This window comes from Limnospira platensis NIES-39 (assembly GCF_026000695.1).
Classification (GTDB): Bacteria; Cyanobacteriota; Cyanobacteriia; order Cyanobacteriales; family Microcoleaceae; genus Limnospira; species Limnospira platensis.
On sequence record NZ_AP026945.1, the window covers coordinates 2,491,444 to 2,505,772 of the forward strand.

The 14,329-nt window shown below is 45.8% G+C and carries 7 protein-coding genes and 1 pseudogene; 5 read left to right on the forward strand and 3 right to left on the reverse strand.

The features are described from left to right. Window positions 1-7: 7 nt before the first annotated feature. The 3 genes from N39L_RS12285 to N39L_RS12295 all read left to right on the forward strand — a co-directional run bounded on the left by N39L_RS12285 (window position 8) and on the right by N39L_RS12295 (window position 9,391). The gene (locus N39L_RS12285; RefSeq protein WP_006617201.1) at window positions 8-3,373 is read left to right on the forward strand and encodes a methyl-accepting chemotaxis protein; all 3,366 of its coding nucleotides are present in this window, start codon (window positions 8-10) and stop codon (window positions 3,371-3,373) included. A 114-nt stretch (window positions 3,374-3,487) separates the two neighbouring features. Beyond that, window positions 3,488-7,639 carry a hybrid sensor histidine kinase/response regulator gene (locus N39L_RS12290; protein WP_014275356.1) on the forward strand — a complete coding sequence of 1,384 codons (4,152 nt, stop codon included), beginning with the start codon at window positions 3,488-3,490 and terminating at the stop codon, window positions 7,637-7,639. Window positions 7,640-9,172: 1,533 nt separating this feature from the next. Further along, the gene (locus N39L_RS12295; protein ID WP_014275358.1) at window positions 9,173-9,391 is read left to right on the forward strand and encodes a hypothetical protein; all 219 of its coding nucleotides are present in this window, start codon (window positions 9,173-9,175) and stop codon (window positions 9,389-9,391) included. Window positions 9,392-9,535: 144 nt separating this feature from the next. Here the strand turns inward: N39L_RS12295 and N39L_RS12300 are convergent. Together N39L_RS12300 and N39L_RS12305 are read right to left on the reverse strand one after the other, a co-directional pair. Further along, window positions 9,536-10,561 (reverse strand): annotated as a pseudogene (locus tag N39L_RS12300) (RNA-guided endonuclease InsQ/TnpB family protein). A gap of 81 nt (window positions 10,562-10,642) precedes the next feature. Then, a complete protein-coding gene (locus N39L_RS12305) occupies window positions 10,643-10,759 on the reverse strand; it encodes a helix-turn-helix domain-containing protein (protein WP_014275361.1) in 117 nt (38 codons plus the stop codon). 60 nt (window positions 10,760-10,819) lie between these two features. Here N39L_RS12305 and tnpA point away from each other — a divergent pair, with 60 nt between their 5' ends. Next, window positions 10,820-11,206 (forward strand): IS200/IS605 family transposase, encoded by a 387-nt coding sequence (tnpA, locus tag N39L_RS12310; protein WP_172973471.1) that lies wholly within the window; start codon window positions 10,820-10,822, stop codon window positions 11,204-11,206. A gap of 238 nt (window positions 11,207-11,444) precedes the next feature. Here tnpA and N39L_RS12315 read toward each other — a convergent pair whose 3' ends face one another. Then, window positions 11,445-13,280, reverse strand: a complete 1,836-nt coding sequence (locus N39L_RS12315) for an AAA family ATPase (protein ID WP_014275363.1) — start codon at window positions 13,278-13,280, stop codon at window positions 11,445-11,447. An 821-nt stretch (window positions 13,281-14,101) separates the two neighbouring features. Here N39L_RS12315 and N39L_RS12320 point away from each other — a divergent pair. Then, window positions 14,102-14,326, forward strand: coding sequence for a reverse transcriptase N-terminal domain-containing protein (locus N39L_RS12320; RefSeq protein WP_014275364.1), 225 nt, complete (start codon window positions 14,102-14,104; stop codon window positions 14,324-14,326). Window positions 14,327-14,329 lie beyond the last annotated feature (3 nt).

The window sequence follows — 14,329 nt, forward strand, 5'->3', positions numbered from 1 at the left end:
ATGGCCAATGACAGCAAGTGCAGAATATCTGCAGGAGTACCAAAAAACTGAGGCAGCCTACACAGATGGAAAATTGGACGAGGCGGCTACTTTAGTCTATAAATTAGTGGAAGACTACCCGGAAGACCCATTCGCTCGCCTCCTGTGTGGTCACATTTACTACGGTTTACAACAATACGATGTGGCACGGGAACAATATGAGGTGGTCCTCGGCCTTACGGATGACCCGGAATTGGTACAACAGGCGGAAGACTACTTGACAGAAGCTAGTCAATTCTGCGAGGACTCGGAGACCGGTTCGTCTTTGGGAGATATTAGCTTGGATGATGAGTTTGATGATGCTCAAGAAACTATCCTAGAGGATTTGAGCTCGGTAGGTGATGATGCTAATGGTTCCCTCGATCTTGATTTGGAAGAAGAACTAGATCTAAATGCGATCGATGAACAATTAGATGAGTTGGAAGAATTAACGGCAGCATCCCAACAACTAGGGAAATATCCCCAAAAACCCTCGGCAACTATAGAAACCCTGGATGATGCTCTGGATTTGTATGATGACGAAGATATGGGCATGGAAGAAATAGATATATCGTCAGCCTTGGATGATTTAGATGAACTAAGTAACCTCGAATTTGAGGAAGGAACAGAGGAAAACTTAGAGGCGATCGACGATGTTCTGGGTGATTTTGATATATCTGCAGATGAACTAGAGCCGGAAAACTTGAATGGTAAAGCCAGTGTAGGGGGTGAAGAACTAAATGACTCTCTAGAAGATGAATTTGCCTTAGAAGAAGATAACTTTAATCCCCTAGAATTAGAAGCTAATCCCCTGGTAGATGATTCCAACTTCGACCTAGATGATGAGGTAGACCCGGACCTAACCAACCCGTTAAATAACCCCTTTGCTCAGGGGCAAGAAACTGACGAGGAAGAAGAAGACCCTGACTTGAATTTTGACCTAGAAACATCAGATCCCTTTGTGATGGACGAAGAGGATGAACTGGTGTTGACGGAAGGATTAGATCCAGAAGACCCCATGAGTGGCTCCCTTGAACAACTACCAGAAGAACTGTTTGAGGAAGATTTAATCGATGCTCCCCATAAAGACTCCCCCGCGACAAATACCCCTGGGGTGACTCAAGAACATCAAGACAGTTGGGATGATTTGGGTGACGATTTCAGCCTGACAGATCTACCTTTAACTGATGAGCCGATAACTAATGAAACGATAGTTGATCATGTTGCCCTTGAAATTAAACCGCCGGATTTGGGCGATGTGCAGGATGAACTGGATATCGGAGAACTGGAACTAGAGGAGGATGATATTTTTTCTCCCCTAGAAGATATGGCTGATGCTAGGCATCAAACTGTGGCAGAAACTAACGGTAATGGTAACGGAAAAGGATTGGTGAAACCTGATCAGATCAGCCTGAATAAGACCCCAAATAATAATTTAGATGAGGAAGAAGAAAATTTCTCTGATTTAAATCTGGATGAGTTTGACCAGGTTGATGATTCAGTATCTGATGAGTTTGAACTGGATGATATCCCGGATACGTTTGACCTCGATAGCCTGGAAGAGTCAACTGTAAGCAATGGGACGGCTAATGGTGCGATCGCCCACAACAAGACAAATCAAACCTCTGGTTCTCAAGTCAACGAATTTTTAGAGGATTTTGAAGAGTTTGATGATGTAGAGGGTTTTGGGATTCCAGATGCGGCGGGATATGCTTTTATGCCCGATAGCGCTGACTTGGATGATGATGACCTCGATAGTAATTTCCTGGGAAGGTCTAGCAGTATCCCAGATAACGATAGCTCGGCGATCTACGAGGATGATGTGTTCAATACTCCCACAGAAAGGGAGGCGATCACGGCATTTTCTAACCTATCAGAAGACTCGGTTGATACTAATATTTCGGTAGAACAGGGCTCATTTGCCTTCCTGGAAAATAAGCCGCTCAGATCTAAGTCTTTTTATATAGCATTGGGGAGTGGGTTAGTAACTTTGATTGCTGTGGCTGTGGCTACTAATATTGCTACTAAGGTTGCTGCTAGTAGTTATCAAGGGGAAGTGGTTAACTATCTACGCCGCTCAGGTTGGTTGATGACTATTGTGGCTGGGGCTAGTAGTTTTGGGACGGCTTTTGCTATGGGCCGTATTACCAGCCAACAGCTAGAGAAGGCGACTGGCGACCTGCAAAAACAGTTTGATGCGATCGCACGAGGAAACCTTAATGCCCGTGTGAATGTCTACGCGGAAGATGAACTGGGGCAAATGTGCGCTAAATTTAACTACATGGCTCAGTTCATTGAAAGCACCACCAGGGAAGCTCAACGGAAGGCGGAAGAACAGGAGGAGGCTAAGGAAAACCTCCAGCGCCAAGTGATTAGACTCCTAGATGATGTGGAAGGGGCGGCGCGAGGAGATTTGACTGTGAGCGCTGAGGTGACTGCAGACGTGCTGGGGGCGGTAGCAGACTCGTTTAACCTGACAATTCAGAACCTGCGGGAAATTGTGGTTCAGGTGAAACAAGCGGCTCGTCAGGTGAGTCGTGGAGCGACGGATAGTGCGAGTTTTGCCAAAGATGTGGCTGGGGATGCTTTGCGACAAGCGGAGGAATTGGCCGCGACTCTTAATTCGGTGCAACTGCTGACTGATGCTATTCAACGGGTAGCAGATAGCGCCAAGGAAGCTGAGGAAGTAGCCAGGACGGCGGCGGCTGTAGCAACTAAGGGTGGTGAAGCGGTAGAAATGACTGTGGCTGGTATCTTGAAAATTAGGGAAACAGTGGCAGAAACGACGCGAGATGTTAAGCGTTTGGCTGAATCTTCTCAGGAAATCTCGAAAATTGTCGCAATCATTTCTAATATTGCTTCGCGGACTAACTTACTGGCTTTGAATGCTAGTATTGAGGCGGCTAGGGCGGGAGAAGCAGGCCGTGGTTTTGCTATTGTGGCTGATGAGGTGCGACAACTGGCGGATAAGTCGGCTAAGTCCCTCAAGGAAATTGAACAAATTGTAATGCAGATCCAAAGCCAAACCAGTTCTGTAATGATGGCAATGGAGGAAGGAAACCAGCAAGTAATTGAGGGGACCCGTCTGGCGGAACAAGCGAAGCGATCGCTTGATGATATCATCCAAGTAACCAATCGTATTGATGTTTTGGTGCGATCAATTACGGCTGATACGGTTGAGCAAAACGAAACAGCTAGGGCGGTGGCTGAAGTAATGCAGGCGGTAGAACTAAGCGCCCAAGATACATCCCAAGAAGCCCAAAGGGTCGCCAGCGCCCTCAGTAACCTGGTAGGAGTAGCACGAGATCTGCTAACTTCGGTGGAAAGGTTCCGAGTAGATCCTTCGGAACGTTAATAGCCAAAGTTCCTAGTCAAAGATTAATGAACCCTCGTAAAATGTGATTTTCTGAGTAAGTGTCTGAGTTTTAAAAAAATAATATTGTCCATTTATTTATACTATTAAAAAGCCATGGAACCAGAACAACAACAACGGATAATGGGTTACTTTATTGAGGAGGCGAGAGACCACCTCAATACCATAGAACAGGGCTTGCTGAATCTGCAAAGTACCATTGAAGACCGAGAACTATTATATGAGGTGTATCGGGCGGCTCACTCGGTGAAAGGGGGAGCAGCTATGCTCGGTCTTCATAGTATCCAAAAAAGTGCCCATCGCCTGGAAGATAACTTTAAAGCGTTGGAAAAAATAACGGAACAATCTCATATTGAGGTTGATCAACAACTAGAATCGCTATTTTTACGAGTATTTGATACCCTGCAAGCTTTAATAGATAATCTGTCGGGTCCCTATGGACTGACAGAGGAAACTTCCCAAAGCCTGTTAACGGAAGTTGAGCCGGTTTTTGAAGCACTAAACTATAATTTAAAAAACCTATCGGAACTAAATGGTGTAGTGGCGGAAGGTGCTACTAGCGTCCCGAAAACAGCCCCGGCTCAGGCTCCTGTGGCGGTGAAGGTTGCTCCGAAAGTGACAGTTAAGGCGATCAATAGTGCGGAAGAACTTTTCTTTTGTGGTGATGTAACTTCACGGTTGCGGGAAATGCTGGATTTGTTTAAAAAGTCGGATAATACCGCCAATAGAAACCGCTTAATTGAAATTTGTCGGGAATTGGCTAGGGGTGGAGAAACTTTTGATAAAATGCACTGGGTGCAATTTTTAGACACTGTAGAAAAGGCGATCGCTTATGGGGCAAATAGCTATAAAACTCTGGCTCCTGTGGTGATTACTGGCATGAAACAGGCTCAGTATTTAGTGCTAAGTAATAGAGAAAGTGAAATAGTTGTAGATTCGGAGTTATCAAAATTACTGCCTCCTGTAGATAATGGGAATGGGAATGGTAAGGGAATTTTAACGGCTGATGATGAATTTTGGTCGGAATTAGATTTAACTACGAACTCGGAAGTAGAAGAAACTGATGAGATTGATTTGGAACCGGAGAAGACATCAGAATCAATACTAGATGATTTCCCATTGGTTGATTCTGTGGAGATGGAAAAAGAACACAGCGGCCACCCCCCAGGGCCGCAAATGCAACCGGAAGAGTTGAAAAGTTTGGCGGATCTGTTTGAGGTGGTTGATCGTCATGGGGGCGGTATTGAAGATGCTTGGGAAGAGGAAAGGCTGCTCGAAGAAGCTGATAAACTTTCCGACTTGAACAGTGATACAGAAGATTTTGACAGCTTTTTTAGCAATGAACCGCCGTCTAATGAAAGCAACTTTAAGCCGGTTTCTGATGATGATGACGATTTAACTAGCCTCCTGTTAGAAGAACTAGAATCAAGCGATCGACCGACCCCAGAAAATTCTCCAGCCGATTCTAAACCTGTCAAGAAAAGTAGTAATGATGACCCGGATAATTTTATCCAACAGTTGTTGGAACTTGATGATGAGGAACAGGAAACAACTGTCGCGCCTGAAAGTTCAACAGGGATTGGTCAATCATTAGATACCCCGGATCCTTGGGAGAGTGATAATCAAGATGGGGGGACTGATGAGGATCTTGATTGGTTTGAGGTGTTAGCCCGTGAGGATAACAACAATGGCAAATTAACCTCTAGTGTAGACACTATTGCTGAGGACAAACAGGTTCAAACGCCACCTGAGTCGAAGTGGGATGATAGAACTGCAGATTTGTTTGATTTTGATGATTTGTTTGGTAGTAGCGACACGGAGGAAACCGTAGAGTGCGTTAGCTTGGGTAGCAAAAAAAACACTGGGAAAACCGACCAACTGGGTAACGCACCGAAAACTGAAAGCACACCATTACCAGCCCCGTCGCAGACAACTGACAACATAACCACGACTCCAGATGTGGGGTTAGATAGTGATTGGGAAGATGATTTGAGTCTCCTGGATGATTTGCTAGGGTCTACGGATGATCAAAATACGACTGATGATGATAATGCTGATGATGGGGTGCTATCTGATCTCGATCGCCTTTTGGGTGAAACAGCACCGAGCCGGGCGCAATCGAGTACCTGGGAAGAACAGAGGGATCGCTACTGTGAGGATGATGAGTTCAAGGAGTTGGCTGAACTGCTGGAAGAACCCATAGCCGCCCAATATAGCCCGTCTTATCAAAAATCTCAAACTACTAAGTTTGATCCGATCGCTAAAGTTCCGGTGAAAGAATTGGATAATCTCAGTAACCTGATTGGGGAACTGGTGGTTAACCGCAATAGCCTGGAACAAGACCAAGAAAGGATGCGACAGTTTTTAGATAACCTGCTGGATCAGGTGTCGCTGCTAAGTGATGTGGGTCAGCGGATGCAGGATTTCTATGAGCGATCACTGCTGGAAATTTCCCTATTGTCTAATCGGCAAAAATCAGCTTCTTTCCACGGAAGTTATCATGGCGGTGGTGATGAACACCCGACTAGATCAGATCCTAACACTTTTGACTCCACAGAACTCGATCGCTTTACCCCCTTCCACACACTCTCTCAAGAAATTATTGAGTTGGTGGTGCGGGTGCGAGAGTCGGCCGCTGATATTGAATTCTTGGTGGAAGAAGCAGATCAGGTGAGTCGCCAACTGCGCCAAGTAACTAATCAGTTACAGGAAGGCTTGAATAAAGCGAGAATGGAACAGTTCGCCGGGGCAACCGATGGCCTGAAACGTCCGGTGCGGGATCTGTCGATTAAGTGTGGTAAACAGGCGGAATTGGTGGTGGAAGGTCGAGATACCCTCATAGATAAAATGCTTTTGGGTAAATTGCGCGACCCTCTCACTCACTTGGTAAATAATGCGATCGCTCACGGTATCGAATCCCCAGAAGTCCGTAAGGCGGCGGGTAAGTCGCCCACGGGTCAGATTACCATTAAGGTTTTCCACCAAGGCAACCAAACGGTGTTATCGGTTTCTGATGATGGGGCGGGAATTAATGTGAATCGGGTTAAGGAAAAAGCTATACAGAAGGGTTTATTGACCCTGGAATCCGCTTCAAATCTGCCAGACCATGATACATACAATTTGCTTTTCCTGCCGGGTTTTACTACCCAGGATCAGGCGGGTGATATTGCAGGTAGAGGGGTTGGTATGGATGTGGTGCGGACGAATTTGGCGGAAATTCGAGGCAATATTACTACCGATTCGGTATTGGGAGAGGGAACTACCTTTACGATCCGCCTCCCACTCAATATGAGTATCTCCCGGGCGCTTTGTTGTATTAGCGATCGGGCTCGGATTGCTTTCCCTATGGATGGGGTGGAGGATATGATCGATGTGCCTCGTGAGCAAATTAAAACAGGATCAGACGGTAAACAGACCCTAGAATGGCGGGGTTCGGTGCTGCCTTTCCGCCACCTGCGGGAATTACTTACCTATAAACGCCATTTGGGTCGCGGCGGTGTTTATGGTGCGAATATCGAAGAGGATATGATTTCTGTGATTGTACTACGGGCGGCGCTTAATTATCTGGCTGTTCAAGTTGATCAGGTTTTGGTAGAACAGGAAATCGTAATTAAACAGCTTGAAGGTCCGGTACCTAAACCTATTGGTATCGCCGGGGCGACTGTTTTGGGGGATGGTCAAATTGTGGCGATCGCCGATGTTTTAGAATTAATTGACCTGGCTACTGATCGGGTACGCCGAACTGATAATACCATGATAGGGGATGATAATCTCCCCAGTGAACCCATAGATGCTCCCGCCTCTAAAACTGAGCCGACTGTGCTGATTGTTGATGATTCGATTACAGTGCGATCGTTGTTGTCTATGACCTTTGAAAAATCCGGCTATCGGGTTGAAGAAGCCCGCGACGGTAAGGAAGCCTGGGAAAAACTTAAATCTGGCTTACCCTGTGATATCGTCTTCTGCGATATTGAAATGCCCCGTATGGACGGCTTGGAACTTCTCTCCGGAATGCAGAAAGACCCACAACTCGAAGGTCTACCTATTGCTATGTTAACTTCTAGGGGCGCTGACAGACACCGCCAGATGGCTTATCAATTAGGCGCGAGAGGCTATTTTACTAAGCCTTACCTAGAAGAACAATTACTCGAAGCGGCGGGGCGAATGTTACGCGGTGAAATTGTCGGGAAACCAGCAGGCGCTAAAGTGAAGCTGGGGGCGGGCGATCAGACTCGAGCTGTGTGCTAGTCGTGCTGGTGTTTGGGTCCTATGGTCTGTGTGCGAGTGGTGCTGGTGTTTCCGATAGCGGATCTTGCACCCGCCCCTACAAGCACCCGCCCCTACCAGTCTTGTAGCCGTACCGTGCAAAGGGCAGAGCTGTGTGCGAGTGGTGCTGGTGTTTGGGTCCTATGGGGCGGGTGTATATAGTTGGCTGGAATTAATAATTAATAATTAATAATTAATAATTGGTGTATGGGGTTGGCTGGTTTTTCCTCTGTTCGCTGGGTCTCTGGGCGTTTCGCTGCCAAGGCATGGTCTGTGTGCGAGTGGTGCTGGTGTTTCCGATGGCTGATCGCGCACCCTGGGGGCGAGTGTATATAGTTGGCTGGAATTAATAATTAATAATTAATAATTAATAATTGGTGTATGGGGTTGGCTGGTTTTTCCTCTGTTCGCTGGGTCTCTGGGCGTTTCGCTGCCAAGGCATGGTCTGTGTGCGAGTGGTGCTGGTGTTTCCGATGGCTGATCGCGCACCCTGGGGGCGAGTGTATATAGTTGGCTGGAATTAATAATTAATAATTAATAATTAATAATTGGTGTATGGGGTTGGCTGGTTTTTCCTCTGTTCGCTGGGTCTCTGGGCGTTTCGCTGCCAAGGCATGGTCTGTGTGCGAGTGGTGCTGGTGTTTCCGATGGCTGATCGCGCACCCTGGGGGCGAGTGTATATAGTTGGCTGGAATTAATAATTAATAATTAATAATTAATAATTGGTGTATGGGGTTGGCTGGTTTTTCCTCTGTTCGCTGGGTCTCTGGGCGTTTCGCTGCCAAGGCATGGTCTGTGTGCGAGTGGTGCTGGTGTTTCCGATGGCTGATCGCGCACCCTGGGGGCGAGTGTATATAGTTGGCTGGAATTAATAATTAATAATTAATAATTAATAATTGGTGTATGGGGTTGGCTGGTTTTTCCTCTGTTCGCTGGGTCTCTGGGCGTTTCGCTGCCAAGGCATGGTCTGTGTGCGAGTGGTGCTGGTGTTTCCGATGGCTGATCGCGCACCCGCGGGCGGGTGTATATAGTTGGCTGGTTTTTCCCGTGGCTGATCGCGCACCCGCGGGCGGGTGTATATAGTTGGCTGGTTTTTCCCGTGGCTGATCGCGCACCCGCGGGCGGGTGTATATAGTTGGCTGGTTTTTCCCGTGGCTGATCGCGCACCCGCGGGCGGGTGTATATAGTTGGCTGGTTTTTCCCGTGGCTGATCGCGCACCCGCGGGCGGGTGTATATAGTTGGCTGGTTTTTCCCGTGGCTGATCGCGCACCCGCGGGCGGGTGTATATAGTTGGCTGGTTTTTCCCGTGGCTGATCGCGCACCCGCGGGCGGGTGTATATAGTTGGCTGGTTTTTCCCGTGGCTGATCGCGCACCCGCGGGCGGGTGTATATAGTTGGCTGGTTTTTCCCGTGGCTGATCGCGCACCCGCGGGCGGGTGTATATAGTTGGCTGGTTTTTCCCGTGGCTGATCGCGCACCCGCGGGCGGGTGTATATAGTTGGCTGGTTTTTCCCGTGGCTGATCGCGCACCCGCCCCTACTCAGCTTGCCTTGGGGTTCTCGAAGATTAGAAAACCAGACAACCGCACTTCCCACCGGACAATAGCCTCTAAAAGACGACTAACTAAACGGGGATGCGATCGCCTAAGTATCCAAAAACCAGACAACTGCGTTTCCCACAGCCAACCAACCCCAAACTACGACTCGCTCAAACGCGACACCTACCACCACTAAAGCGATCGTCAGCCATGCATATGCTGTTTCCTCTGTGTGAGCCTGTCGCCTTCCTTCCCAACTGCAAATAGTTGCACTTTAGGAAACAGAGGACTGTATTGACATCCGCCTATCCGTCCCGGCGTGCGCTAACGGGGATTCCATCTATTTCAACAAATCAAAGATTGACAATTGTTGAAATGCTGGACGGGTTGACGCTTCATTGAGATGTGCTTTCTTTACAGAAAGTATGACCCTCTCTCCACATCCGTTTAAAGTCTCCAAATGCCCTCCGGCGACCTTAATATTAATCGCAGCGTTAACATCTCTATCGTGAGATGTGCCACAATTTAAACAAGTCCACTCTCTCATATTTAATTCTTTTTTACCACCGCGAAAACCGCAGCCAGAACCGGTTTGATAAGTGGGAATCCATCTATCAATGACACGAAAATCACGCCCGTACATAACAGATTTAACTTCTAGCATTGTTCTCAAACTGCGCCAACCCAAATCCGAAATAGCACGGGATAGTTTTCGGTTTTTCATCATCCCTGAAACCTTTAAATCTTCCAAGACTATCGTTTGGTTTTCACGAATAATCCGAGTTGACAATTTCTGAAGAAAATCGTTTCTGGTATCAGAAATCTTGGCGTGAAGTTTAGCTAATTTCTTTCTAGCAACTTCCCTTCTTTGACTGCCTTTCTGTTTCCTCGACCAATTACGTTGTCATCTTCTTAAACGCTTTAGTTGTTTCTTTAAAGGATTAGGAGATTTAACTTTCTCACCATTGCTTAATGTGGAAAAATAAGTGATTCCTAAATCAATTCCTACAGAATTTTGGTTTTCCGGTAAGGGTTGAGGATTAAACTCAACAACAAAACTGACAAAATACCTATCAGCACTGTCTTTGATTAAGGTAGCACTAGAAGGTTTTGTGGGTAACTCTCTACTCCAGACTACTTTAATATCACCAATTTTAGCGATGTAAATGTAATCGGAATTAAGGTGTTTAAAACCATGATCCATAAATCTAGCGGATTGCTTAGATTTACGCTTTTTAAACTTGGGAGGTTTAACTTTCTTACCTTTTCTTTGTCCTTTACAGGATTTTAAAAAGTTAGAGTAAGCCTGCTCTAAATCTCTTAAAGACTGTTGTAAGGGAATAGAAGAAACTTCTCCCAACCAGATTTTCTCCTCGGTTTTTTTGAGTTCTGTAAGTCTTTGAGAAAGTTCCTTTAACTTAGGCTTTTTGTTACCCGCACGCTATTGTTATTGACAATATGCTAAGGCATCGTTAAATATTACCCGACAGCGTCCGAACAATTGAGACATCAATCTCTTTTGTTGGTCTGTTGGGTAAATTCGATATCGATATCTTAGCTTCATACTGTCAAATTGTATTGGTCTGTATTAACTAGAGCTAGGAGTCTGGTAGATGTCAACCCTTTGACGAAAAGAGCGTCTGTTTCGGATTTAAAGATTCATTTGGTCTGTGTGACTAAGTATCGTCGCCAAATCTTGACAGTGGAGAGCCGGATGTTAATCCTGAAGTCTTTTAGAGAAGTGGCTGAAAAAATGAATTTTCAAGTGCTGGAATTTAATGGGGAGTCAGACCATATTCATACCTTAGTTGAATACCCTCCTCAACTCTCTATTTCTGTCATAGTAAATGCTTTAAAAGGAGTTGACAGTCGTAGATATGGGCAAGCCAGATTCCCTAAACCCTACGGAAAAGAATCTTTATGGTCGCCTAGTTATTTTGTATCTTCAATCGGTGGCGCACCATTAGAGGTTCTGAAGTCTTACATTAAAAACCAAGAAAAGCCGTCGTAGAACGACGGGGTTTTAAACCCAAAATTTTCGATAAAATATTCAAACCTATAGAGTCCAACCCTACCAATTCCCAGTCAGGGGACGGAAACATTACTGCGTACCAGGTTTTAGTGGTCTGTCCTCATTGCGTCCAATTTAGCGCTTAGCGAGTTCTGGCGTACGGGCGACCCGCCGCTTGTGCAGTTCTTTAAGCAGAGGATTAGGGCAATTTATAAATTGCCCCAAAGCGTAGGTTGAACTAAACTGTACGTTGCTGGCTTAAAGCTTCATAAGAAGCTTGGAAATCATCAACAGTAATCTTGATCGCAGCAGTATCTGTTTCACCTTGAGACCTAAAACGGCGAATTGCTCCTACAGCGGCTTGATTGCAGAGTAATACTAAATCTGCACCATTCCAACCTTCTGTTATCTTAGCCCAATGTTCCAAGTCCACATTTAACAGAGGTCTGCCCTGATTGTAAACTTGTAAAATCTTGAACCGACTATCTAAATTTGGTAAATCTACCTTCAATTGTAAATCTAACCGTCCTGCACGTAACAAAGCAGGGTCTATGGCATCAGGACGATTGGTAGCCCCAATTACCAAAATGTTAGACCCCGATTCTAAACCATCTAACTCCGTCAGTAATTGCCCCACTACCCTGTTACTTACCCCAGAATCACCAGTGTAAGTTCCCCGTGCTGGAGCTAATGTATCCAGTTCATCGATAAATATTACACAGGGATCTGCTTGTCGGGCTTTAGCAAATAATTCTCTTACCGCCTGTTCACTGGCTCCCACCCAACGGCTGAGTAAATCTGGTCCATTAATACCAATAAAGTTAGCTCGGGCTTGAGAAGCCACAGCCTTGGCTAATAATGTTTTACCAGTACCGGGAGGACCCCACAACAGTATTCCTTTGGGCGCTCTGGCTTTTGTTTCTTTGTAGAGTTCTGGGTACAACAAAGCCCCTTCCACAGATTCCCGCAAGGTCTGTTTTATGGTTTCCAAGCCGCCAATATCTTCCCATTCCACATGAGGAACTTCAACTTCCATGCTACGAAGTACTGCTGGTTTGATTTCCTTGAGAGCCTGCAAGAAATCGGATTGCTCTACCGCGATATCTTCTGGAATTTGCATATCAATGGAAGGAACCTGACGGCGTAAAGCTGTGTATGCGGCTTTTTGACAGACAGCTTTTAAGTCAGCCCCCACAAATCCCACGGTGCGATCGGCAATAAACTCCAGATCAACTGAATCATCTAAGGGCATAGTACGAGTCAGCACTTGCAGAATTTCTTTGCGCCCATTGATATCTGGAACTCGAAACTGAATTTCTCTGTCGAATCGTCCAGGACGGCGTAGAGCTGGGTCAAGATGATCAGGGCGATTAGTAGCTCCGAGTAAAATCACGCCTTTGTTCTGGGAGAAACCATCCATGAGGCTCAATAGTTGGGCAACTAAACGCTTTTCTACTTCCCCTTCTACTGCACTACGGTCTGGGGCCAAGCTATCAATTTCGTCAATAAAGATAATACAGGGAGCATTTTTGGCAGCTTTTTCAAAAATAGCCCGCAGTTTTTGCTCTGCTTCACCATAATATTTGGTGATGACTTCAGGCCCAACAAGGGCAATGTAGTTAACCCCGAGTTCTTCAGCTAACGCACGAGCTGTGAGTGTTTTGCCAGTACCGGGGGGACCAACTAATAACACCCCATGTGTAGGTTCGAGTCCTAACTTAACTAGCAGGTCAGGGCGTTTTAAAGGAATAGCAATCAGTTCTTTGAGTTCTTTGAGTTCTTGGTTCAATCCCCCAATATCTTTGAGGGTTATACCTAAATTACCTTCAGGTTGTACATTTGGGTCAGATGCACCTGTATCACGTGCTGGGGAAGATGGGGTACGAATGGAAGTAGTACCAACATTACTAGTTGTATTATTATTAGTACGGGGAATGTTACCCGTTCTGGGAATACTGCTTAATGAGCGTGAGTTAAACTGAATATCAGTTTTAATTTCTCCATTTTCAACTTTTTCCTCTAGAGCTTTTACTAACTCTAGCAACTGCTCAAATCCCTTGAATAAATCACTCATAAAGTCCCTCAAAAGTAAATTAATAAAATACATTATAGCAGTCTTGACTGATATCTCCCTGTCTAATGATACGGTTGAACACAATTCCCGCATAGTGCATATTAAGGTGCGAGACGTTCAGGCATGAAATAGGGTTGCAATACCCGAAATAACTGCCTGATGGCGATTTCATCCCCTTGGCTGAATACAAGAGGCTCGCCTCTGACCATCCCCATAACTGCTTATATGTCCCAACGATTTGTATCAATAAGATACCAAATCAAGGCAGGAAACCCAAGGTCAATATACTCTGTAACAATTCGTAACCATCCTTAACATAACGAGAAATTACGAAACAGAGTTGAGGGTAACGGCGATAGCCACCCCCAGTTTTGGGAATCACAAACCCAGGACTGAAGCGGGGAACGGAAGGCTCCGAGGTGTAACCCAACACCAGAAACGAGACCACTGCCAACCATCCATGATTAGGGAAACCGAATGTCCGGCTTGAACCATCGTAAGAATTAAGTAGCGAAAGAGGTTGACACGCTGCGCTCAAAAGAGCAAGGGGAAAAGTAGGATAATCTTAGCACTACCTACACAGACCTTTAAAGTACCCCGGTGGATAGGACAAATCTAAAGATGGAATGCCCATATAAACGGAACGTTTTAAGTCCTCCTAGACTCTGATTATCTGGTCGAGATATCAGTAGGGATAAGTGTAACCGCAAGTCTTTGAGGATGCGAGATGTGACCAGAAGCCAACGCCCAACTGTAATGGTAGGGATATGCTAACGGGTCACGGTTTGATTGTAAAGAAATAGAGTCAAGTAGGTGTACAAATGGCGATAGCGAGTTTAAAGAAAGGATTTGGGAAATCAAAACCAATCAAGACTACGAACAACGCATGGAAGGCAATCCCATGGACTAAGGTTCAACGGAAAGTTTTCAAGCTCCAAAAGAGTATATTTCAAGCAGCTAAATCGGGACAAGATGCAAAAGCCAGAAGGTGGCAACGTCTATTGGTGAAATCATACTATGCTCGGCTCTTAGCAGTGCGACTGTAGGGG